20 protein-coding genes are annotated in these 22,075 nt (G+C 70.6%); 8 read left to right on the top strand and 12 right to left on the bottom strand.

The window, feature by feature from the left end; all coding sequences use genetic code 11:
• Positions 1-134 precede the first annotated feature (134 nt).
• Complete coding sequence (locus ASF23_RS12295; RefSeq protein WP_055953868.1) at positions 135-1,562, top strand: APC family permease; 1,428 nt, start codon at positions 135-137, stop codon at positions 1,560-1,562.
• 114 nt (positions 1,563-1,676) lie between these two features.
• On the opposite strand, the gene ASF23_RS12300 is transcribed toward ASF23_RS12295, so the two are convergent.
• The 5 genes from ASF23_RS12300 to ASF23_RS12320 all read right to left on the bottom strand — a co-directional run bounded on the left by ASF23_RS12300 (position 1,677) and on the right by ASF23_RS12320 (position 6,604).
• Positions 1,677-2,612 carry a hypothetical protein gene (locus ASF23_RS12300; protein WP_055953870.1) on the bottom strand — a complete coding sequence of 312 codons (936 nt, stop codon included), beginning with the start codon at positions 2,610-2,612 and terminating at the stop codon, positions 1,677-1,679.
• Between the two features lie 476 nt (positions 2,613-3,088).
• Positions 3,089-3,472: a 50S ribosomal protein L7/L12 gene (gene rplL / locus ASF23_RS12305; RefSeq protein WP_055953873.1), complete on the bottom strand. Its 384-nt coding sequence runs from the start codon at positions 3,470-3,472 to the stop codon at positions 3,089-3,091.
• Positions 3,473-3,535: 63 nt separating this feature from the next.
• Entirely contained in the window at positions 3,536-4,051 is a 516-nt protein-coding gene (gene rplJ, locus ASF23_RS12310) for a 50S ribosomal protein L10 (protein ID WP_055953876.1), read from the bottom strand.
• A gap of 260 nt (positions 4,052-4,311) precedes the next feature.
• Positions 4,312-5,811: a sensor histidine kinase gene (locus tag ASF23_RS12315; RefSeq protein WP_082474108.1), complete on the bottom strand. Its 1,500-nt coding sequence runs from the start codon at positions 5,809-5,811 to the stop codon at positions 4,312-4,314.
• 52 nt (positions 5,812-5,863) lie between these two features.
• Positions 5,864-6,604, bottom strand: coding sequence for a response regulator transcription factor (locus ASF23_RS12320; RefSeq protein ID WP_200919352.1), 741 nt, complete (start codon positions 6,602-6,604; stop codon positions 5,864-5,866).
• A gap of 148 nt (positions 6,605-6,752) precedes the next feature.
• On the opposite strand from ASF23_RS12320, the gene ASF23_RS12325 reads away from it, so the two are divergent.
• From ASF23_RS12325 to ASF23_RS12345, 5 genes are all read left to right on the top strand, one after another.
• Positions 6,753-7,838 (top strand): acyl-CoA dehydrogenase family protein, encoded by a 1,086-nt coding sequence (locus ASF23_RS12325; RefSeq protein ID WP_055953879.1) that lies wholly within the window; start codon positions 6,753-6,755, stop codon positions 7,836-7,838.
• Entirely contained in the window at positions 7,832-9,244 is a 1,413-nt protein-coding gene (locus tag ASF23_RS12330; RefSeq protein WP_055953882.1) for a PIG-L family deacetylase, read from the top strand. Before ASF23_RS12325 ends, ASF23_RS12330 begins: the two co-directional genes overlap by 7 nt.
• Positions 9,241-10,017: a glycosyltransferase gene (locus ASF23_RS12335; RefSeq protein WP_055953885.1), complete on the top strand. Its 777-nt coding sequence runs from the start codon at positions 9,241-9,243 to the stop codon at positions 10,015-10,017. Before ASF23_RS12330 ends, ASF23_RS12335 begins: the two co-directional genes overlap by 4 nt.
• A gap of 117 nt (positions 10,018-10,134) precedes the next feature.
• Positions 10,135-11,790 carry an ABC transporter permease gene (locus ASF23_RS12340; protein WP_055953887.1) on the top strand — a complete coding sequence of 552 codons (1,656 nt, stop codon included), beginning with the start codon at positions 10,135-10,137 and terminating at the stop codon, positions 11,788-11,790.
• 197 nt (positions 11,791-11,987) lie between these two features.
• Entirely contained in the window at positions 11,988-12,662 is a 675-nt protein-coding gene (locus tag ASF23_RS12345) for an ABC transporter ATP-binding protein (RefSeq protein WP_055954414.1), read from the top strand.
• 91 nt (positions 12,663-12,753) lie between these two features.
• On the opposite strand, the gene ASF23_RS12350 is transcribed toward ASF23_RS12345, so the two are convergent.
• The 6 genes from ASF23_RS12350 to ASF23_RS12375 all read right to left on the bottom strand — a co-directional run bounded on the left by ASF23_RS12350 (position 12,754) and on the right by ASF23_RS12375 (position 19,049).
• Entirely contained in the window at positions 12,754-13,740 is a 987-nt protein-coding gene (locus ASF23_RS12350) for a TolB family protein (RefSeq protein WP_055953890.1), read from the bottom strand.
• 139 nt (positions 13,741-13,879) lie between these two features.
• Complete coding sequence (locus tag ASF23_RS12355; protein ID WP_055953894.1) at positions 13,880-14,719, bottom strand: carbohydrate ABC transporter permease; 840 nt, start codon at positions 14,717-14,719, stop codon at positions 13,880-13,882.
• Positions 14,712-15,707 (bottom strand): carbohydrate ABC transporter permease, encoded by a 996-nt coding sequence (locus tag ASF23_RS12360; protein WP_082474109.1) that lies wholly within the window; start codon positions 15,705-15,707, stop codon positions 14,712-14,714. Before ASF23_RS12360 ends, ASF23_RS12355 begins: the two co-directional genes overlap by 8 nt.
• Before the next feature lie 110 nt (positions 15,708-15,817).
• The gene (locus ASF23_RS12365) at positions 15,818-17,125 is read right to left on the bottom strand and encodes an ABC transporter substrate-binding protein (protein WP_055953896.1); all 1,308 of its coding nucleotides are present in this window, start codon (positions 17,123-17,125) and stop codon (positions 15,818-15,820) included.
• A 77-nt stretch (positions 17,126-17,202) separates the two neighbouring features.
• A complete protein-coding gene (locus tag ASF23_RS12370; RefSeq protein ID WP_055953899.1) occupies positions 17,203-18,315 on the bottom strand; it encodes a Gfo/Idh/MocA family protein in 1,113 nt (370 codons plus the stop codon).
• Positions 18,312-19,049, bottom strand: a complete 738-nt coding sequence (locus ASF23_RS12375; protein ID WP_156364494.1) for a sugar phosphate isomerase/epimerase family protein — start codon at positions 19,047-19,049, stop codon at positions 18,312-18,314. The genes ASF23_RS12370 and ASF23_RS12375 overlap by 4 nt, the downstream gene beginning before the upstream one ends.
• A 174-nt stretch (positions 19,050-19,223) precedes the next feature.
• Between ASF23_RS12375 and ASF23_RS12380 the strand changes: the two genes are divergently transcribed.
• Together ASF23_RS12380 and ASF23_RS12385 are read left to right on the top strand one after the other, a co-directional pair.
• Positions 19,224-20,438 carry an ROK family transcriptional regulator gene (locus tag ASF23_RS12380; protein ID WP_055953902.1) on the top strand — a complete coding sequence of 405 codons (1,215 nt, stop codon included), beginning with the start codon at positions 19,224-19,226 and terminating at the stop codon, positions 20,436-20,438.
• Positions 20,439-20,466: 28 nt separating this feature from the next.
• Positions 20,467-21,249: a YqaJ viral recombinase family protein gene (locus ASF23_RS12385; RefSeq protein ID WP_442855031.1), complete on the top strand. Its 783-nt coding sequence runs from the start codon at positions 20,467-20,469 to the stop codon at positions 21,247-21,249.
• 123 nt (positions 21,250-21,372) lie between these two features.
• Here ASF23_RS12385 and ASF23_RS12390 read toward each other — a convergent pair whose 3' ends face one another.
• Positions 21,373-21,996: a Pr6Pr family membrane protein gene (locus ASF23_RS12390; protein WP_055953905.1), complete on the bottom strand. Its 624-nt coding sequence runs from the start codon at positions 21,994-21,996 to the stop codon at positions 21,373-21,375.
• Between the last annotated feature and the right edge of the window lie 79 nt (positions 21,997-22,075).

Genomic DNA, 22,075 nt, shown 5'->3' on the forward strand with positions numbered 1-22,075 from the left:
CGGGGAGCGCCGGCGGCAGACCCGGGACGCACCTGTGGAGAACGTGCCCGCTGCCGGTTTGACCGGGCCGCGGCGGCCCTGCCACCATGATCCGTCCGCCATCTCGACGACCGTACCGACCTCTGGAGGTCTCCATGTCCGCGCCGACGCCCACCCGGCCCGCAACCCTCGGAGCGCAACTCGCGCGCCGGAAGCCGGTGGAGCGCCTCCAGGCCGAGGCCGCGGAAGGTGTGGACGGGACGCCGTTGCGTCGATCGCTCGGTGTCTGGCAGCTGACCATGATCAGCGTCGGGGCGACGCTCGGGACCGGCATCCTGGTGGTCCTCGGGACCGCGGTGCCGCTCGCCGGGCCGGCGGTCTGGATCGCGTTCGTGCTCGCCGGTGTCGCGGCGCTGCTGTCCGCGCTCTCCTACGCCGAGATGGCCGGCGCGGTGCCGACGTCCGGGTCGAGCTACTCCTACGCCTACGCCACGATGGGCGAGGGGATCGCCTGGGTCTGCGGCTGGTGCCTCGTGCTGGAGTACGCCGTGTCCGTCGCCGCGGTCGCGGTCGGGGCCGGGCAGTACGTCGACGAGACCCTCCGGGTGTTCGGACTGCATCTGCCCGAGGCCATCGCCGCACCGCCGGGAGCCGGCGGGCTGGTCAACCTCCCCGCGGCGGTCATCGTCGTCGTCGCGACGCTCGTGCTCGTCCCGGGTGCGAAGGAGAGCGCGTGGGTGAACACCGCGATGGTCGTGGTGAAGATCGCCCTGCTCGTCTTCTTCGTGGTCGTCGCGTTCACGGCGTTCAGCACGCAGCACTTCTCGCCGCTCGCACCCATGGGCGCCGCCGGGGTGAGTGCCGCCGCTTCGAGGCTGTTCTTCTCGTACATCGGGTTCGACGCCGCGTCCACGGCCGGCGAAGAGGCGAAGGACCCCCGACGGGACCTCCCGCGCGCGATCATCGGCTCCATCGCGATCATCACTGTGCTCTACATCCTGGTGGCCGTGGCGGCCATCGGCGCTCGTCCATGGGAGCGGTTCTCCGCCGATGAGGCCTCGCTCGTGCGGATCGTGACCCAGGTGACCGGGCAGCCGTGGCTCGCCGTGGTGTTCTCGGTCGGTGCGGTGATCGCGATCGCGAGCGTCGTCCTCACGGTCCTGTACGGCCAGACGCGGATCCTCCTCACGATGGCGCGCGACGGACTCGTGCCCCGGATGTTCGGGCGGGTCTCCCCTCGGACCGGGACCCCGGTGGTCGGGACCCTGGTCGTCGGGGGTGTCGTGGCCGTCGCCGCGGCGCTCGTCCCGCTCGGAGCGCTCGCGGACGCCACGAGCATCGGCACCCTGGTGGCGTTCGCGCTCGTCAACGCGTCCGTGATCGTCCTCCGGCGGTCCCGCCCCGATCTCGAGCGTTCCTACCGGGTGCCGCTGTACCCGGTCACGCCGCTGCTCGGCATCGCGTTCTGCCTGTACCTCGTCGCCTCGCTCGGGTGGATCACGTGGCTCGCGTTCGGCATCTGGATGGCCGTCGGCATCGCGCTCTACCTGCTCTGGGGACGTCGACACAGCGCACTCGCCTGAGTCCACTCCGCGCGACGGCTCCCCGGTCGCATCCACCTGTCGCTTCCACGGCAAACCGACCGATTCCTGCCCACAACACGGGCACCCCGTGCTCACGGAAAGGCGCCTGGCTCCTCACCGCGTCACGGGCACGCCGTGCTCGCGGAAGAGCGCCCGGAGCCGATCGGGGTCGACGAGATGCCACCACCGCACCCGGATGACCCCGCACACGTCGGGGTGAGCGCGGAGACGGTCCTCGCGACGCTTCTCGTCCCACAGCACGTCCGCCCCGCTCCGCCCGTGTCGCATCGCAGGGTCGACGTACTTCTGTCGGCCATCGAACTCGACCACGACGCCGAACTCGGGCAGCCAGAAATCCACACGGTCGACGGTGCCGTCGGCAGAACGGAACTCGTGCTGCTCCTCGAACCTCGGCGCACCGATCTCGATCATCCGTGCCGCCGCGAAGGACTCCCCCACCGACTCCCGGCGGCCGCTCGCCCGCAGGACTGCGAGTTCGGCCGTTCCGCGACCCCTCGCTGAGCTCCACGCCACCCTCTCGACGAGTCGGTCGAGCGTCGTGATTCCGGACCGGAGGACATGGTCGAGGATCACGAGTGCTTGTGAGAACGGCACGGTCCGGGCAGTCTCCACCGCTGTGGCTGTCGGCGGGAGCACCATCCGACCCTCGAACACGTGGGTCGCTGGCTCGACCGGACCGTCGAGCGATCGGTGCAGCGTCACGGCGTCCCGATGGATCTCACGAGACGCGGCGGTGTCGACGGCATGGACTCGACTCGGCCATGCTCCGATGTGCGGCCACCCGTACAGAGCCACCGCGGAGAGGTGCGACAGCATGCTGGTCGACGGGGTCTTCGGGAGGGCCGCACGGATCGCGAGGACGTGGCGGCCGCGCAGGTCGAGACCCGCAACGGCAGCGGTGTCGGCGAACACCCCCGGTCGGATGCGCGAGAGGGTGCCGGTCTGCGCCAGTCTCTGGAGCGCACGTGCCTCGGCCCGGGTCGACGAACTCGTCCGTGACAGCGGGATGTCTTCTGCGCGACTGCTCATCGGCCGAGCATCCCGGATCGATGAACTCAGCGGCGCACCGCCGGACGACCTGTGGAGAGCAGCCGCGGGTGTGCTCGTTGTGCAGGACGGATCATCCTGCGGTACGGGGTCGTTGCGCGCGCATGGGGCGACGTTCCCGGGCGAACACGACGTCGCTTCCGCGGTGCTTCGTCGCTCTGTGCGCACGTACTGGGTGCAAGGGCATCATGCGACGGAGCGCGCGGTCTACGACGGCGCAAACTCCCGGAGATGTCGCTCCATGCGTGCTCATGAGGCGACGCACGATGGACCCACGGGGAAAGCGCCGCCACCACACCCACACGCACACCCACACGCACACCCACACGCACGCGCGCTCACGAACCGCCGCCGGGCACCCACCGCGCACGACGAAGGCCACCGCCGCCGGGCACCCACCGCGCACGACGAAGGCCGCCGCCCCGAGGGGCGACGGCCTTCGACCAGTACAGGGGTACTTACTTGACGGTGACGGTGGCACCGGCGCCCTTGAGCGCGTCGGCAGCCTTGTCAGCGGTCTCCTTGTTGACACCCTCGAGGACGTTCGCCGGGGCGCCGTCCACGAGTGCCTTCGCCTCACCGAGGCCGAGCGAGGTGAGACCACGCACCTCCTTGATGACCTGGATCTTCTTGTCACCGGCGGACTCGAGCACGACGTCGAACTCGGTCTGCTCCTCGACCTCTTCGGCCGGGGCGGCGGGGCCAGCGGCACCGGCAGCGGCCACGGGGGCAGCAGCGGTGACCTCGAAGACCTCCTCGAACTTCTTCACGAAGTCCGAGAGCTCGATGAGCGTGAGCTCCTTGAACGCGTCGATGAGCTCGTCCTGCGACAGCTTTGCCATGATGTTCTCCTTGTTGCTAGATGATGCAGTGCTGAGTGTTGGGGGGTGTCACCGCGAGCCGGTTCAGGCTGCGGAGGACTGCTTCTCGCGGAGGGCTTCGACCGTGCGGACGGCCTGCGAGAGGGGTGCGTTGAACAGGTACGCGGCACCGAACAGCGAGGCCTTGAAGGCGCCGGCCAGCTTGCCGAGCAGCACCTCCCGGGACTCGAGGTCGGCGAGCTTGTCCACCTCGGTCGCGGAGAGCGGGTTACCGTCGAAGTAACCGCCCTTCACCACGAGCTGGGGGTTCACCTTGGCGAATGCACGCATGGACTTCGCGACGGCGACGGGGTCACCGTGCACGAAGGCGATCGCAGACGGGCCGGCGAGCTCGTCGTCGAACGACGAGATGCCTGCCTCGTTGGCAGCGATCTTGGTCAGCGTGTTCTTCACCACGGCGTACGTTGCGTGCTCACGGATGTCGTTGCGCAGCGTCTTGAGCTGCGCAACCGTGAGACCGCGGTACTCGGTCAGCAGGACGGCGTTCGAGTTGCGGAATGAATCCGTCAGCTCGGCGACCGCAGCTTCCTTGTTCGCCATGGTTCTCCTTGTGGGTCGTGTGCCGGGTGCCCCCGGTCCACACACGAAAAAAGCTCCGGCGCAGAGGCTCGGAGCTGACCCACGACCATCACGGTCTGGAACGATCTGAACACCTGCGCGGGCTGCCTCGTGATGAGGACCTTCGGACTGCACGCAAGCGCGCAGTCGACCGGCGGTCTTTGGCTCCGAGAACCATAGCAGCCCGACCCGGCGTCCGGCAAACCGAACCGATCGGACGGGAGGCACGGCGCGCGCCCGCCTCAGGAACGCGCGTCGACCTGTGGGTCGCGACCCACGGCCTCCAGTCCGGTCGCGTCGCCCGCCTGCGCGAGGAGCGCCCGCGCGGGCAGGTGCACCGTGAACACCGTGTTCCCCGGCGCACTCGCCACCGACACCGATCCGCCGTGCGCCTGCACGACCGCGTCGACGATCGCGAGCCCGAGCCCCGTCGACCCCGCGGTCCGCGACCGCGAACTGTCCGCCCGGGCGAACCGCTCGAACAGCTTCGGCAGGAACTCGGCGGGGATCCCCTGCCCGGTGTCCGCGACGACGAGGTCCACGCTCCGCCCGTCGGGAGCCCGGCCGATCCCGACCCGGATGCGCGTGCCGTCCGGGGTGTGCGTCCGCGCGTTCGTGACGAGGTTGACGATGACCTGGTGGAGCCTCGCGGCGTCCCCGACGACCACGACGGGCTCCGAGGGCACGTCCACTTCGATGGGGTGCTCGGGGCTCGCGGCGTGCGCGTCGTTCACCGCGTCGAACACCAGCCCCGTCAGGTCGACGTCGGCGAGCTGGATCTCGCGGCCCTCGTCGAGTCGTGCCAGGAGCAGCAGGTCCTCGACCATCCCGGTCATCCGCACCGACTCCGCCTCGACACGGCCCATCGCGTAGACGACGTCCTCGGGCAGGTCGAGGTTCATCCGGCGCGTGAGCTCGGCGTACCCGCGGATCGAGGCGAGGGGCGTCCGCAGCTCGTGCGAGGCGTCGGCGACGAACTGCCGCACCTTCTCCTCGCTCCTGGCGCGGGCTCGCATGGCCTCGCCGATGTGTCCGAGCATCCGGTTGAACGCGGCGCCGACGCGACCGACCTCGGTGCGCGGGTCGGTGTCCTCCGCCGGGACCCGCACGTCCGCGAGGGCGTCTCCGCGTTCGAGGGGCATCCGGGCGACGGCAGTGGCGGTCTCCGCGACGCGCTCGAGCGGCCGGAGGGAGCGTCGGACGGCGAGCGCGGCGACGATGGACGCGGCGAGCAGCGCCACGAGCATCACGACGACGACGACCCAGACGAGGTTCCAGACGCTCGCGTAGACGGACGCCATCGGCAGTCCGACCACGAGCACGCCGACGGAGGTGGCGACGGCGGCGACCCGGTAGTCGCCGGCCGCCCCGCCGAGGTGCACGGTCTGCGCGCCGGTGCCGACGGTCGCCTGTCCGAGGACCTGGGCCTGCGACGTCGTGATCTGCCCGAGCGACCCGTCATCGTGCAGGATCGTCCCGGTGACCCGGTTGCCGCTGATGAAGTAGGCGGTCAGCGTCCCGGCACCCTGCCCCGCCGGGCGGCCGAGGTCGTCGCCGGGGCTGCTGCCGAACCCGGGGCGCTTCAGGTAGTCCTGTGCCCGGTTGGTCGCGTTCTCGAGCTGCCCGTCGATGCTGGTCGTCTGGATCGAGGCGAGCGCGATGATGCTGCCCGCGCCGATCACCGCGCTGACGGCGACGACGAGCGCGACGATGCTCAGGACGAGACGGCGGCGGAGCGTCATGGAGCGACTCCAGGGGGTCGGGACGAGGCGGGTGGAACGGACGCGACGGGCGTCAGGAGGTGGGCTTGATGACGTAGCCGACGCCGCGCACGGTGTGGATCATCGGATCCTCGCCGGCGTCGATCTTCTTGCGCAGGTACGAGATGTAGATCTCCACGACACTCGACTTGCCGCCGAAGTCGTAGCTCCAGACCCGGTCGAGGATCTGCGCCTTCGACAGGACACGGCGCGGGTTCCGCATCAGGAACCGGAGGAGCTCGAACTCGGTCGCGGTGAGCTCGATCGACCGGCCGGCGCGGTGCACCTCGTACGACTCCTCGTCGAGCACGAGGTCGCCGACGGTGATCCGCGAGTCGCCGGCCTCGGAGACGCTGATCTGGGAGCGGCGGATGAGCCCGCGGAGTCGCGCCACCACCTCCTCGAGCGAGAACGGCTTGGTGACGTAGTCGTCGCCGCCGGCGGTGAGCCCGGTGACGCGGTCCTCGACGCTGTCCTTCGCGGTGAGGAACAGCACGGGGGTGTCGTCGTTGTTCTGTCGGAGCCTGCTGAGCACCTGCAGGCCGTCGAGGTCGGGCATCATCACGTCGAGGACCATGGCGTCGGGCTTGAACTCCCTGGCCTTCGCGAGGGCGTCCTGCCCGCCGTTGGCGCTCTTGACCTCCCAGCCCTCGTAGCGGAGCGCCATCGAGAGCAGGTCGGTGAGGCTGGCCTCGTCGTCGACGACCAGGATGCGGAGGGGCGTGCCGTCGGCGCGGGTGAGACGCGGTGCGGTGGAGGTCTGGGAGATGGTCACGTCTTCGAGTATCGAGACTTTCCTATGAGCCGTCTGAGCAATGCCGAAGCGACGTCTGTGGAAGATCGATCCGTCGACCGTGCAGGGCCACGGTGCGGACACGGGACACCCTGTGCGGTGGGCGGCGGCGCGTCCGTAGGTTGGCGGCATGCTCGCCTCCCCCGCATGGCCGCCGTCGACGACGGACGTCGCGTTCCACGAACTCGCGGACACGGCCGGGAGGGTCGGTGCGGCCCCGGTGGACCGCCTCGCCTTCGCGACGTGGCTGGGCGGGCACACCGCGCGGCTCGCTCCGGGGACGGCCGGGGCGTTCCTCGCGACGCTCGTCGCGGTCGGTGACGTCGACGTCGCCCTGGCGCGGACGGTCGAGCCACACCTCGACGCACTCGGCATCCTGGCGCAGGCGGGCGTGCACGTCCCCGCGGACGCGGTGCTCGGGGTGTTCGCGGCCGAGGCGCCCGGACTGGCCCTCACCGCGACCGCCGTCGACGGCGCGACGGGCGCGGACGACGCGACCCCGGTCCTCCTGGCCGGGACGAAACCGTGGTGTTCGCTGGCCTCGTCGTTGACGCACGCCCTCGTCACGGCACACGTGGGTTCGGCGGGCGGTGCCGCTCGCGGGTTGTTCCTCGTCGACCTCCGGCACCCCGGCGTGACCACGCACGACGACCGCTGGGTCGCACGCGGCATGCCGGACGTGCCGAGCGCGCCGGTGGACTTCGACGACGTCCCCGCGACCCCGGTCGGGGACCCCGGTTGGTACCTGTCGCGGCCGGGCTTCGCGTGGGGCGGCATCGGGGTCGCCGCGTGCTGGTACGGCGGTGCGCTCGGGCTCGCCCGGACGCTCCGGACCTGGGCAGCGGCGCACGCCGACTCCGAGCTCGCGCAGCACGCACTCGGGGCGACAGTGCTCGACCTGCAGGACGCCGAGGACGCCCTCGCCGGCGCGGCCGCACTGATCGACGGCCACGCGGATGCCGGGACCGGGGCTGGGGCTGGGGCCGAGGTGGACTGGTCGCTCGTCGCGCAGACGGTCCGGTCGCGGGTCCGTGCCGCATGTGACCGGATCCGCACCCGAACGGTGTCGACCATCGGTCCCGCGCCCCTCACAACCGACCCCGTCGTCGCCGCCCGCGTCGCCGACCTCGAGCTCTACCTGCTGCAGGACCACGGCGACCGTGACGTCGCGCGCGTCGGCCGCATCGTCCTCGATCGTGGCGGTCTCGCGTGGTGACCTTCGACCACCGCGAGCCGGGCACCGACCCCGACGCGTGGACCGTGTTCCTGGGACAGCTCGACGCCCCCGACCTCGACCCGACGGTCTTCGGGTCGGTCGTCGTCGTGAGTCCCCATCCCGACGACGAGACCCTGGCGGCCGGCGGGTTGATCGCGCGCGCGGCCGACGCCGGCGTGCCGGTCCGGCTCGTGCTCGCCACCGACGGCGAGAACTCCCACGCGGGCTCCCCCACCGTGTCCCCGGCCCGCATGGCGGCCCTCCGCGAGACCGAGACCGTCGCGGCGATGTACAGCCTGCACGCCGCCATCACGACGACGCGGCTCAGGATCCCGGACGGCGGGCTGCGCGAGCACCGGGACGCGCTGACCACCGGTCTCGTCGAGGTCCTCACCGCGATGCCGTCGCCCGTGCTGCTCGTCGCGCCGTGGGCCGGCGACGGACACCGGGACCACCGCATCGCCGGCGAGGTGGCCCGCGAGATCGCCGTCCGCAGCGCGACCGCGGACGCGCACGCGGACGCGGACGTCACGCTCGCCGAGTACCCGATCTGGCTCTGGCACTGGGGGACCCCCGGCGCTGCCGATGCGCCCTGGGACCGCGCCCGCGCCGTGCACCTGACGACGGAGGTCCGGGAACGGCGGTCCCGGGCGCTCGACGCCTACCGGTCGCAGCTCGAACCGCTGTCCGGTGCCCCCGGGGACGAACCCGTCGTCGATGCCCGGCACCGACGGCACTTCGAGCGGCCCGTCGAGCTCTTCTTCACCGGCGGGACACCTCCGGCGACGTCCGCGCAGGCGCGCGAGGACTCCTCGCGCACCCGGGAGTCCTTCGACGCGCACTACGCCAGGAAGCCCGGCGGCTGGGACTTCGAGGGCAGCTGGTACGAGCAGCGGAAGCGGGCCGTCACGGTGTCGGCGCTCCCGAGGGCTCGGTTCCGGTCCGCGCTCGAACTCGGCTGCGCGACGGGCGTGCTGACGAGGGCGATCACCGAGCGCGCCGACCACGTGCTCGGCATCGACATCGCCGAGGCGCCACTCGACGCGGCCCGGGCGAACGCCCCCGCCGCGACCTTCGCCCGGATGACCGTGCCCGACGAATGGCCCACCGGGACCTTCGAGCTCGTCGTGCTCTCCGAGATCGGCTACTACCTGTCCCCCGACGACCTCGACCGGACGATCGACCGGATCGCCACGTCGCTCGACCCGGACGGCGTGCTCCTCGCCTGCCACTGGCGGCACCCCGACACCGAGGCGGTCTCGTCGGGCGACGCGGTGCACGCCCGTCTGCGCGAACGGTGGCCGCGCGGCGCGACGGTGACCCACGTCGAGGAGGACTTCGTGCTCGAGGTGTTCCCCGGCCCGGCCGCCGCCTCGGTCGCGCACGAGACCGGACTGCTCGGATGACCGCGCCCGGCGACGGCACCGGACCGCGGGTCGACGTGGTCGTGCCGGCGCGGAACGAGGCGGACCTGCTCCTCCGGTGTCTCGAGGCGCTCGCGACGGCGGAACGCGTGCTCCACCGCGAACGACCGTCGGTCGCGCTCGGCATCGTCCTCGTCGTCGACGACGGCGGCGAGGGGCACGGGGACGGGACCCTCGCCATCGCGACGGCCGCGGCCCGCGAGCAGCGTTCGCTCGTCGTCCTGGAGGCGCGGCTCGGCGCCGTCGGACCGGCTCGCGCACTCGGCGTGCGGACCGCGCTCGACCTGGCCCCGATCCTCCCGGCCGCGGAACGGTGGATCGCGAACACGGACGCGGACTCGCAGGTCGACCCGCGGTGGCTCGTCCAGCAGGCGGACGCCCTGGCGTCCGGCGCGGACGTCCTCGTCGGTGCGGTCGTCCCCGATCCGGACGACCTGGCGCCCGACGTCCTCGACCGGTGGCGACGTGCGCACCCCGCCGGGGCGACCCTCGGGCACGTGCACGGCGCGAACCTCGGGATCCGGGCAGACGCGTACCTGGCCCTCGGCGGGTTCGCCGCGGTGCCCGAGCACGAGGACGTGCTGCTCGTCGAGCGGGCGCGTGACACGGGGCTCGTGGTCGAGGAGACCGAGGAGCTGCCGGTCACGACGAGCGGGCGGTTCGTCGGACGGACCCCGGGCGGGTACGCCGAGCACCTCCGGGCGACGTACGCCGAGGGTCCCGTCGCGCCGGTCGAGCCCTCCCGCATCGCATAGGGAGCTCATGGGCGCCCCAGACGATCGCCACTGGAAGCGTTCGTAGTTTCTCCTCGTCGGCCCCGTCGTGTCCCCTGCACGGCGGCGACCACCAGCCGGCCGCAGCAGAGGAGAACCATGTTCCTGACCTATCTCAGGCGCGAGTTGACGAACCGGAAGAAGCAGTCCGTCATCATCGCCATCGGCATGGGGCTGGCGATCGCGCTGGTCATCATCGTGTCGTCGATCTCGAGCGGTGTGAAGTCCGCGCAGTCCACCGTCCTCCAGTCGGTCTACGGCGTCGGGACGGACATCACCGTCACGAAGGCCGCGGCGGCCGGCGCTGGCGGTCGGCCGAACTTCGACTTCGGCGGCTCGGACTCCGGGAGCGCGGACGGCAGCGGGTCGACCGACCTCTCGCAGTCGCGGCTCTCCGTCGCCAGGGGGTCCTCGACGCTCGCGTCCTCCGCACTCGCGAAGGTCACCGCGACCGACGGCGTCTCCGCGGCCACCGGCGTCCTCACGCTGAGCAACAGCACGTTCTCCGGGACGGTGCAGCAGGGGTCCGGGACGTCCGGGTCCGGGTCCTCCGGGTCCGGGACGTCCGGGACCGACTCCGGGACTTCCGGGACTTCGGAAACTTCCGGGACTTCCGGGACTTCCGGGACTTCCGGAACTTCCGGAACTTCCGGGACTTCCGGGACGCAGCAGGCTCCGGGGCAGGGCGGCGGCGGCTTCGGCGGCGGCAACTTCAGCGTCGACGAGTTCTCGGTGACCGGCATCCCGGTGTCCGGCGATGCGGTCGGTCCGCTGACGAGCGCCGAGCTGACGAAGGGCCGGAGCTTCACGTCGGCCGACAGCGGCAAGGACGTCGTCGTGCTCGACAAGTCCTACGCCAAGAGCGAGTCGAAGGCCGTCGGTGACACCGTCTCGATCGGCGGGAAGGACTTCACCGTGATCGGCATCGTCGCGTCGACGTCGTCCGACTCCAGCACGGCCTCGAACACCTACATCCCGCTCGACACCGCCCAGACGCTCGCCGACCTGGACGGCAAGGTCACCTCGATCTACGTCTCCGCGACCTCCTCCTCCGACGTCGACACGATCAAGACGGCACTCGAGCAGAAGCTCTCCGGAGCCACCGTGTCCACCGAGGCCGACCTCGCGTCGAGCGTCTCCGGATCCCTGTCGACGGCGTCCTCGCTCGTGTCGAACCTCGGCACGTGGCTCTCGATCCTCGTCCTCGCAGCGGCGTTCCTCATCGCCATCCTGTTCACGATCTCGGGCGTCTCCCGACGGACCCGGGAGTTCGGCACCCTCAAGGCGATCGGCTGGTCGAACGGCAGGATCACCCGACAGGTCGCCGGCGAGTCCCTCGTGCAGGGCGTCATCGGCGGCATCGTGGGTGCGGCCGCGGGGCTCATCGGCATCCTCGTGATCAACGTCATCGCGCCGACGATCTCCGCGAGTGCGACCACTGCGAACGGTGGCGGTGCGGGTGGGCCCGGTGGCACGGGCGGGGCCCCGGGGGCTGCGGCGAGCGCGGCGGCCGGCAGTGCGGCGAGCAGTGCTGCGCAGGCCGGGTCGGCCGCGGCCGGCGGTGCGGCGCCCGGCGGGTTCGGTGCGCAGGCGGCGGCCACGACGACCGACGTGGTGCTGCACGCCCCCGTCACGGTCGAGATCATCCTCGTGGCGATCGGCCTCGCGATCGTCGGTGGGCTCCTGGCCGGCGCCCTCGGCGGTTGGCGCGCGTCGCGGCTCCGTCCGGCCGAGGCCCTGCGGAGTGTCGCCTGATGCCCGCCACGACCGGGTCGGTCCCTCCGGGCACACCAGCGATCCCCGACCCCGTGTCCGACGGCTCCCTCGATCCCAGGACCCCCGCTCCCTCACACTCCGAATCCCACTCGCTCTCCCCGAACGGAACGGCAGCGCCCATGTCCACCACAGCACCGACCACCCGCGCCATCGACGGAGGGTCAGCCTCCACCCCGATGTACCGCCTCAGCGGGGTCACGAAGACCTACGCGCAGAAGAACCGCGAGGTCACGGCCCTCGGCGGCATCGACCTCGAGATCCCGTCCGGGCAGCTCGTCGCGGTCCAGGGCCCGACCGGTGGCGGCAAGTCGACCCTCCTCCAGATGCTCGGGGCCCTCGACCGGCCGTCGTCCGGGTCGATCTCGCTCGGCGACCACGACATCACCAGGCTCGGCGATCGTGCGCTCACCGACATCCGCGCGACCGAAATCGGCTTCGTGTTCCAGAGCTTCAACCTCATCCCGACGCTCACCGCGCTCGAGAACGTCGAGACGGCGTTCAGCGGCACGCTCGCGAACCGGACCCGCGAGGAGCTCGTCCGCCGCTCGACCGAGGCACTGGAGTCCGTCGGCCTCGGCGAGCGGCTCGACCACCTGCCGGCAGAACTGTCGGGCGGGCAGCAGCAGCGCGTCGCGATCGCCCGCGCCCTCGTCAAGAACCCGAGCGTCCTGCTCGCCGACGAACCGACCGGGGCGCTCGACGAGTCCACCCGCGACGAGATCATGACGATCATCGAGCGGCAGTGGCAGGACCGCGGTCTGACGGTCGTCATCGTGACGCACGACTCCTGGGTGGCGAAGCGTGCCGAGCGCCGCCTGCACATCAAGCAGGGCCAGGTGCAGGAGATGTAGGCCGGCGCCCCGGGCGTCCGCGTCGCTGGTGGCCGGCGCACCGGGCGTCCGCGTCGCTGGTTGCCGGCGCCCCGGGCGTCCGCGTCGCGCGTCAGGCTCCCTGGCGCGGGCGGGATCCGTGGCCGGCGTCCTCCACCACGGGGTAGTCGCACCACGCGAACCAGCGGCTGTCCGGGCTCCACGGCGGCACGTTGATCGTGCCCTGGCCACCCACCTCGATCGTCACGAGGGTCTCCGGCATCGGCGTCATCCGGGCCCCGCGGACGAGGGACCCCTGGAGCAGCCGCAGCTCGACCGGCTGGTCGGCCGGGTGCCCCTGCACGCCCGGCTCGAAGGACAGGTACAGCAGCCATGACCCGTCCGGCGACAGGTGCGGGAACCAGTTGACCCGCTCGTCGTTCGTCAGGCGCACCGGGTCCGTGCCCAGGTCCGGCCGCAGCACGGCGAGCTGCGCGGTACCCGGGGAGAACCGCTCGGTGTTGAACACCAGCACCGACCCGTCCGGGCCGAACGCGCAGCCGTCGTCGGCGTGCTCGTCCCGGGTCAGGAACGTCGGCTCCCCCGTCGCCGGGTCGACCAGCGCGACGTCGGTCGTCCAGACGTCGTCCGCGGACAGCTCGCCGACGATCGCCGCGAGCGATGAGGCGTCCGGTGCGATCCCGTGCAGGTAGTACTTACGGGCGACCGGGGCGACGGTCGCGTCGGTCACCCGGACAGCGGGCGCGACGTCTGTCCCGTCGGGCATCGGGACGCGGTACAGGTCGCCGTCCCGGGCCGAGACGACGATCGCGGTGCCGGAGGGCTCGAGCACGTGGTCGTTGTTGATCTCCGGGACGCCCTCGAGCGGCACGCGGACGAGGTCCGTCTCCGATGCGACGGTCCCGGCGGGCGGCACGGTCAGCAGGAACAGGTCGCCGTCGCCGTTCAGGACGAGCCGGCCGTCCGGGAGCACGTTCGGCGCCTCGACGAGGACCGAGGCACTCTCGAACACGAGGCGGGATCTCCTCGCCTCGAGGTCGTACACGTGCACGCGGCTCGTCTGGCCGGGTCGGAGCTGTCTGCCACGCTGGTCCGTCATGCCCTCATCCTGGCCCGTGCGGCTCGTGCGCTGCCAGTGTTCAGAACACGGGCGTCCGCCCTGAACACCCGGATCAGGGTGTTCAGGGCGGTCGAGCGTGTTCTGAACACGCCGCCGGCGCGGCTCCGGCAGGTGCGGCCTACTTGACGGCACCCGCCGTCAAACCCGCGACGAACTGCCGCTGCACGATGAGGAACGCGACCACGACCGGGATCGAGACCACGAGCGACGCGGCCATGATCTGGTTCCAGTACACGTTCGTCTGCGTGGAGTACTGCTGCAGCCCGATCGCGAGCGTCTGCGAGTTGCCGTTCGTCAGCACCGAGGCGAAGAGCACCTCGCCCCAGCTCGTCATGAACGAGTAGATCCCGACGGCGACGATCCCGGGGCGAGCGGCGGGCAGGATCACCCGGAAGAGCGCTCCCATCGGGCCGGAGCCGTCGACCATCGCGGCCTCGTCGAGCTCGCGCGGGATGCTCTCGAAGTACCCCGCGAGCATCCAGATGGAGAACGGCAACACGAACGTCAGGTACGTGATGACGAGGCCGAGCTGGGTGCCGACGAGCTGGATGCCGAGCAGCTGGTCGAGGTTCACGAAGATGAGGTACAGCGGCAGCAGGAACAGCACGCCGGGGAACATCTGGGTCGACAGGATCGCGTTCGTGAACACGTTGCGCCCGCGGAACTTCCAGCGGGACACCGCGTACGCCGCGAGGATCGCGATGACGAGCGACAGCACGGTGGCGATGGTGCACACCACGAGGCTGTTCAGGAAGTACGTCGCGAGGGGGACGGTCTTCCAGATGTCGATGAACGGCTGGATGGTGAGGTTCCGCGGGATCCACGTGAACGGACCCTGCACGTCGCCGAGGTTCTTCAGCGACGAGGTGATCATCACGTAGAGCGGGACCACCGTGAAGAGCGTCAGCAGGACGATCGTGATGACGCGGAAGGACTTGGAGCCGGTTGTCTCACGCACGGACGGACCTCCGGTTGGTGAAGAGCAGGTACGCGCCCGTCACGACGAGCAGGAAGACGAGGAGCATGACGCTCATCGCGGCACCGGAGCCGAAGTTCCAGGTGATGAAGGACGCGTTGTAGATGTGGAACGAGATGAGGTCCGCGGCCGGGGGCTGTGCGGTCGACCCGAACATCACGTAGGGGGTGTTGAAGTCGTTGAACGTCCACAGGAACATGACGAGCACGAGCGTGACGTTGACCGAGCGCACCATGGGGAGCGTGATGCTCCGCCACTGCCGGAACGGGCGGGCGCCGTCGACGGCCGAGGCCTCGTAGACCTCCGCCGGCACCGACTGCAGCCCGGCCATGAGCATGAGGAACGCGAACGGCCAGAGTCGCCAGATCGCGACGACGACGATCGCCACGAAGGCGTTGTTGCCGATGAGCCAGAACGGCGCGTTGTTCGTCAGGTGCAGCTGGTCGACCAGGATGTGGTTGATGGCACCCGTGTCGCGCTGGAACATGAACTTCCAGGCGATGATGCCGGCGTAGAGCGGCAGGGCGTACGGCACGAGGAACAGCGTGCGGAAGATGCCCTGTCCGCGGAACGGTCGCTGCAGTGCGACCGCGGCCGCCATGCCGAAGACCCAGGACAGACCGACGACGAGCACCGTGAAGGCGAGCGTCACGAGGAACGAGTTGAGGAGGCCCTTGCCGATGGCCTGGTTGAAGTCGAGCGCGACGCTGTAGTTCCGGAACCCGGCCCACGGAGCGGCCGACCAGTTCGCGATGAAGTACTTGGTGAGCTGGACCAGGCTGATCCAGATGCCGGTGAGCATCGGGACGATGTGGATGAGCAGCTCGAACACGATGGCCGGCGCGAGGAGCACGTACGGCAGCCACTGGACGGGGCGTCGGCGTTTCGGGGGCTTCCCGGCGGGCGTGGACCTGGTGTCGGTCGTCAGCTCGCCGGCCCGAGATGTCTCGGGGAGGACCGTCGTTGACATGGGGGTGGACCTTCCGGCAGATGCGGAACTACAGCGGGGTACGGGGTGGAGTGATGACGGGCGGCGGCCGGAGTCCGGCCGCCGCCCGCCCTGTGGTCAGCTGGCGCTGATCAACCGTTCGCCTGGGACACCTGGTCCTGGGCGGTCTGCAGTGCGGTCTTGATGTCGCTCGTCGAGACCGTGCCACCGGTGGCGATCTTGGCGAACATGTCGTTCATCGCCTTGCCGACGGTCGACTCGAACTGGTCCTCGGCAGGGACGAGGGGCAGCGGCTTGGACTGCTCGTTGTAGATCTTGAGGAACGTCTTGGTCTCCTCGGACTGGCCGGACGTGTCCGACGCGGCGCTCTGCAGCACCGGGAGGGCCTTGTACGGGTCGTCCAGGGTCTTCTGCGTGTCAGCGCTCGTCATGTACTTGACGAACTTGAGCGCGCCGGCCTGGTTCTTCGTGTTCTTCATGATCGACAGGTTGATGCCGGCGACGTGGCTGGCGACCTGCTTGCCACCCTCGGGAGCCGGGAAGGGGACGACGCCGTACTCGTCGGCGGACATGCCGTTCGACTGGATGGACGCGTCGGCGTTGTTCTGCGACAGGATCATCGCGGCCTGCTTCTTGGCGAAGACGGCGATGGCCTGCGTGCCGTTGTCGAACTGAGCGTTCGACGGGTTGACGGCCTTCTGGGTCTGCATGAGGTCGAGGTAACGCTTGATGCCGTCGACGTTCGCGGACGAGGTGAAGGTCGGGTCGCCCTTGCTGTTGAACCAGGAGCCGCCGTTCTGCGCGGAGTTGATGAACGCGAAGTGCGCGTTCTCCGTGTACGAACCCGCTGCGAGCGAGAAGCCGTAGTTGCCACCGGTGGTGAGCTTCTGCGCGTCGGTCTCCAGCTGCTCCCACGTGGTGGGCGGGGTGAGGCCGGCGTCGGAGAACATCTGCTTGTTGTAGTACAGGCCGTACGCGAGGCCGTAGAGCGGGACGCTCGTCACGGTCTTGCCGGGCGCACCACCCGTGGCGAGGGCCGTCTCGACGAACTTGTCCTTGCCGCCGATCGCCTTCATCGCGGAGGCGTCGAACGGCAGGAACGCGCCGGTCGCCTGGAGCGAGGGTGCCCAGGTGTTGCCGATGTTCAGGACGTCGGGTCCCTGGCCGGAGGTGACCGCCGTCTGGATCTTCGTCTGGAGGTCGTTCCACCCGATGACCTGGAGGTTGACCTTGATCCCGGTCTGGTCGGTGAACTTCTTGAGGACGGGGGTCAGCACCTCCTTGTCGTTCTGCAGGCTGGTCCCCTGGTTGCTGGCCCAGTAGGTGAGGGTCTTGGAGTCCCCGGATGATCCGGAGGACCCCGAGGAGCATGCCGCCAGGCCGGTGACCGCCAGGCCTGCTGCTGCCACGATGGCGAGTGCGCGGAATGAGGTGCGCATGACGCTCTACTTTCTCGTCGTTGAGAGTGGTGATTTGTGGTGGGAGGGAGTGCTGCTGCGGGGTGCGGGCGACGACGCTACGAGAGCGTCGACTCCGCGGGGTCCCAGCCCTCGGGGAGGGTCGGGCTCGGCGCGACGGTGCTCTCGACGAGCACCGCCTCGCCACGTTCGGCGGCCTCGGTGATCGAGACCATGACGTCGAGCACGTGGAAGGCGAGTTCGCCGGGGACGCGCTCGGGGACGTCGGCACGGATCGCACGAGCGAGCTCGACGACGCCGGTGCCGCGCGTGTAGGTGGAGCCGACCGCGTCGATCTCGACGCCGCCGTCCGGGTTGTTCGCCGTGTGGAGCGTGCTCGGGCCCTCGAAGTTGTTCGGGTCCGGGAACACGATGGTCCCCTTCTCGCCGGCGATCTCGACGAACCCGGCACGCTTCAGCTGCGACTCGAACGAGAACACCGTCTGCGCGCTCCCGCCGTCCTCGAACTCGATGAGCGCCGAGTAGTGCGTCGGGACCTCGACCGGGAACTCGGTGCCGGCCTTCGGGCCCGAGCCGATCGTGCGGGTGGAGAACGCCGTCGACGAGGTGGCACTGACGCGGGACACCGCACCGAAGGTCTGCACGAGGGTGGTCAGGTAGTACGGGCCGATGTCGAAGAGCGGGCCGCCGCCGAACGCGAACAGGAACTCCGGGCTCGGGTGCCAGGACTCCGGGCCAGGGCTCTGCAGCATCGCGATCGCGTTGAGCGGCGTTCCGATCGAGCCGTCGCCGATGGTGCGGAGTGCGGTCTGGAGCCCGGCACCGAGGAAGGTGTCCGGGGCGACGCAGACGCGCTTGCCCGCTGCCGCAGCCGCGTCGAGCAGCTTCTGCCCGGACGCCCGGTCGAGCGCGTAGGGCTTCTCGCCCCAGACGTGCTTGCCCGCGGCGACGGCCTGCAGCGCGACGTCGACGTGCGCCGCAGGGATCGTCAGGTTGATGACGATCTCGACCTCGTCGTCCGCGAGCAGCTCGGCGACCGAGCCTGAGCGCGGCACGTCCCACTTCGCGGCCTGGGCGGCGGCGCGGGGCTCGTCGAGGTCCGCGATGAACAGCACCCGGACGTCCGGGAACACCGTGAGGTTCGAGAGGTACTGGTCGGAGATGACCCCGGCACCGATGACGCCGATGCCGACGGGACCCGAGCCGGTCATGCGCGCACCCCGTTCAGGAACGCGTAGGACTCGGTGACGGCCTGGAAGACGTCGCCGTCGTGGTCGTCGAGCTCGATGACCCGGAGGGCGTTCGGCGCGGCGGCGAGGATCTCCTCGATCGGCATCGCACCGGCACCGACGGCCGTCTGCTCCTTGTCGTCCTTGGTCTTCGGCCCGTCCTTGACGTGCAGGAACTGCACGCGGTCGCCGAGGAGCTCGAGGAACGCCGCGGCGGGGACGCCACCGACCTCGGCCCAGTAGGTGTCGAGCTCGATGACGACGTCGTCGTGCAGCGCGTCGGCGAACACCTGGAGCGCGGGGACGCCGTCGATGCGGTTCTCCAGCTCGAACGCGTGGTTGTGGTACCCGACCGCGAGCCCGTGGTCCGCGGCGCGGGTCGCGACGGCGGAGAGTTCGCGGGCGATCGCCTCGACGTCGGCGCGGGTGATCCAGCGCTCCTCGTCGATGTGCGGGTCGATCACGGTGCCCATGCCGAGCGAGGCGGAGGCGGTGAGGATCTGCTCGACGTCGGTCCCGATGAGCTTCGCGTGGCCGCTCGGCGCCGTGAGTCCGGCGTCGGCGAGGGCGGTGACGTACTCGTCCGCACGGTCCGTGTAGCCGAACAGCTCGACCTGCTCGAACCCGATGTCCCGCAGACGCCGCAGCGTCCCCGGGAGATCGGCCGCGATCGCGTCGCGGACGGTGTACAGCTGGACAGAAATCTGTGATGCCACGGTTCTCCTCGTCGAGTGGTGCAGGTGCCCTGGCGGCACGACCCCTGAACGGGAGCGGTCGCCGTCGGCCGAACGTCACACTACGAGCACTTCTGCCGAGCGTCAAGCAGAAGATGTCCCCGAATCGACAGACTTCATTGCCTCGGCCGACGGATGTGTGGTTCACTCCACACCATGGTCGACTTGACACGTGCGGCAGCGCCGCCTACGGTCGGGGCGAGCGAGCTCTTCCAGATCCTCCGCGACGGCGTCCCCCGCACCCGTGCCGAACTCGCGACGACGACCGGACTCTCCCGCTCCACCGTCTCAGTGCGCCTCGACGCGCTCCTCGAGATCGGCCTCGTCGGCCCCGTCGAGACCGCCGCCTCCACCGGAGGACGGCCGCCGGCACAGGTGGCCCTCCGCCCGACCGCCCGGATCGTGGTCGCCGCGGACATCGGCGCCTCGCACGGTCGCGTCGCGGTCACCGACCTCACCGGCACGCGGCTCGCGATGGCCGAGGCGAGGATCGAGATCGCCGAGGGTCCGGTCCCGATCCTCGAGTGGCTCATCGAGCGGGTCGACGAACTCCTCGTCGAGATCGGCCGGCACCGGGACGACGTCGTCGCGATCGGCATCGGCCTGCCGGGTCCCGTCGAGTTCTCCACAGGACGTCCGGCGAACCCCCCGATCATGCGCGGATGGGACGGCTTCGACGTCCCCGCGTGGATCCACCAGCACATCGAGGCGCACGTCCTCGTCGACAACGACGTCAACATCGCGGCCCTCGGCGAGCGGGAGCACGCCTGGCAGCACGTCGACCACCTGCTCTTCGTCAAGGTCGCCACCGGCATCGGGTCCGGCATCGTCTCCGAGGGGCGGCTGCAGCGCGGCGCCCAGGGCACGGCGGGCGACATCGGCCACGTCCGGGTCTCGAGCGCCGGCGACGTGCCGTGCCACTGCGGGAACACCGGCTGTCTCGAGGCCGTGGCCTCCGGCCCCGCGATCGCCCGGCGGCTCCGCGAGCGCGGTCACGACGTGCACTCGAGCGAGGACATCCTGGAGCTCGTCGCCCGGAGCGACATCGACGCCATCGGGGCCGTGCGGCAGGCCGGTCGGGACATCGGCGAGGTCCTCGCGACCTGCGTGTCCCTGATGAACCCGTCCGTGATCGCCCTCGGTGGGTCGATCGCGCAGGTCGGGGAGCACCTGCTGGCCGGCGTCCGCGAGGTCGTGTACTCCCGCTCGATGCCGCTCGCGACCGAGCACCTCGTCATCGCACAGTCCCGGGCGGGTTCCGCGGCCGCACTCCACGGGGCCTCCGCGCTGGCGATCGACTACGCGCTCTCACCCGCCGGCATCGACGAGATGGTCGCGATGTCGGACGAACGGCGGCTCGTCGTCTCCTGATGTCGCCCGGGTGGGAGACAATCGACGGGTGACCATCGTGCAGCCGACGCTCTCCCTGTGGGGGGACGACTCCCCCGGCTGGGACGACGACGCCGCGAGCACGCCGGCCGCGAGCAGCGCCACGCGCGCATCGAACGGACTGGAGGGACGGGGCGGCGCCGCACCGCGCCTCCCGTCCGGATCGGGTCAGGTGGGCACCCGCCGGGCCGGGTCCGACGCGTTCGTCGCGCTCCGCGCGCACACCGAGCGGATCCTCGCGCGGAGCGAGGACCGGGTCGCGTGGCTCCGCGCCCGCGCCATGGGGATCACCGCCACCGACGTCGCACGGCTCGCGTCCCTGCACGCGGTCGAGGCCGTCGTCACCGACAAGCGGTACGGCTCGCGGTTCAGCGGGAACGCGTACACCGAGCACGGCAAGGACCGCGAACCCGTGATCGCCGCGTGGGTCGCAGCGACCCACGGCATCCAGCCCTCGGACGCGCTGTTCCACGCGTCGACGAACCGGGCGCACCTCGCCACCCCGGACGGTGTCGGCCACGACGCCTCCGGTCGCCTGGTCCTCGCGGAGATCAAGACGACGGGGTCGACGTGGCGTCGGATCCCCCGGCACTACCTGCGGCAGATGTGGTGGCAGCAGTACGTGCTCGGCGCGGAGCGGACGCTGTTCGTCTGGGAGCGGCACGACGGGTTCGTCCCGGTCGCCGATGAGCCCGAGTGCCGCTGGGTCGAGCGCGACGACGACCAGATCCGCGGGCTCATCGTCCTCGCCGACATGGTCCTCGACAAGCTGCGCGGCTTCCGCCAGGGCTGACGCGCCCGCCGGCGGGGCCGCAGGCGCCTGCCCCGGTACGAACCACACCGGTTCGGGACATCCGACGCCGGTCGTTCGCCCCCGTGGTGTCCCGAACCGGTATGACCGCCGCGCATCGGCCGCCTAGACCTTGACGAGCCGGAGCCTGCTGAACCAGATCACCACGATGCTCAGCAGGGCGAAGAACACCGCGACCCCGACGCAGTACAGCGCGACCACGCCGTACCCGAGCGACGGGTCGAGGAACGGGTAGGGCACGAACCCGTCGGTGGCCCCGCGGATGAGGATCACGATCGTCCAGACGATCGGGTAGACCAGGAAGATCCAGATGCGCGACATCGTCAGACGGCCACGGTCCGAGAACAGCAGCCAGTCGAGGATCAGGTAGACCGGGCCGATCCGGTGCAGGATGTCGTTCGACCACTGGACGTTGAACGAGTTGTCCACCGTCCCGCCGACCAGCAGCGTGTTGTAGACCACGCCCGTGACGCCCATGTAGACCGTCGCCGCACCCCGCAGGAGCACCGTCCAGTCGGCCGATCCCCGACTCTGGCGGCGGCGTATCCCGACCACGACGGCCACCAGCAGCGCGACCGCGGCGATGATGTTCGACTGGATCGTGAAGTACCCGAAGAAGTTGAAGAAGTTGTACAGCGGGGACTGGACGGATCGGGCCCACTGCGCCGCGATCGCGATGATGATCGCGATGGCGACCACGAGCCGGAGGACGTTCACGACGGTGCGCACGGGCCAACAGTAACCGCACCCGGAAACACAGGAGGCCCGCACCGCCGAAGCGGTACGGGCCTGCCGTGGTGCGGTTGTC

Source organism: Curtobacterium sp. Leaf261 (assembly GCF_001422205.1).
Classification (GTDB): Bacteria; Actinomycetota; Actinomycetes; order Actinomycetales; family Microbacteriaceae; genus Curtobacterium.